The organism is Bradyrhizobium sp. 164, assembly GCF_023073715.1.
Lineage (GTDB): Bacteria > Pseudomonadota > Alphaproteobacteria > Rhizobiales > Xanthobacteraceae > Bradyrhizobium.
Window position 1 is genome coordinate 1 of record NZ_JADPKA010000055.1, and the last position, 659, is coordinate 659.

Sequence of the window (659 nt, forward strand, 5' to 3'; positions counted from 1 at the left end):
CGAGCCGCAGATCGCGACCGATACCCGCAACATCCGCGTGCAGGCGACCATCGCCAATCCGGAGAAGATCCTGAAGCCCGGCATGTTCGTCACCACCACGGTGGTGCTGCCGGAGAAGCCGGCCGTGATCACCGTTCCGGAGACAGCGGTCGACTACACGCTGTACGGCGACTCGGTGTTCGTGATCACCGAGAAGAAGGAAGAAGACGGTAAGACCAGTCTCTCTGCGGTACGCACCTTCGTGCAGACCGGCAATCGGGTCGAAGGTCGCGTCGAGATCGTCAAGGGTCTGAAGCCGGGCGACAAAGTCGTCGCCGTCGGCCAGCTCAAGCTGCAATCGGGCGCCCCGGTGTCGATCTCGACCGACCCGGCCCCGGCAATCCCGGCGCAGCCGCCGCGCTACTGACCCATTACAACATTCGCGTGATCCGGCTCGGCCGGATCACGCTTCTTGAGACATAGAAATCGAGATCGCCGCGATGGCCTTTACCGACATTTTCATCAAGCGACCGGTCCTGTCGGTCGTCGTCAGCCTGCTGATCCTGCTGATAGGCCTGCGCGCGGCGATGGTGCTGCCGATCCGGCAGTATCCGAAGCTGTCGAACACCGTCATCAACATCACGACCGTGTATCCCGGCGCATCCGCGGACCTGATCCAG

The 659-nt window shown here is 62.7% G+C and carries 1 protein-coding gene and 1 pseudogene; both read left to right on the forward strand.

Translation table 11 applies throughout. The features are described 5' to 3' along the window. Positions 1-406: pseudogene (locus IVB01_RS19350) on the forward strand (efflux transporter periplasmic adaptor subunit); the annotation flags it as partial. A 73-nt stretch (positions 407-479) separates the two neighbouring features. Further along, positions 480-659, forward strand: a 180-nt coding sequence (locus tag IVB01_RS19355; RefSeq protein WP_247458317.1) for an efflux RND transporter permease subunit, incomplete at its 3' end; no start/stop codon positions are given.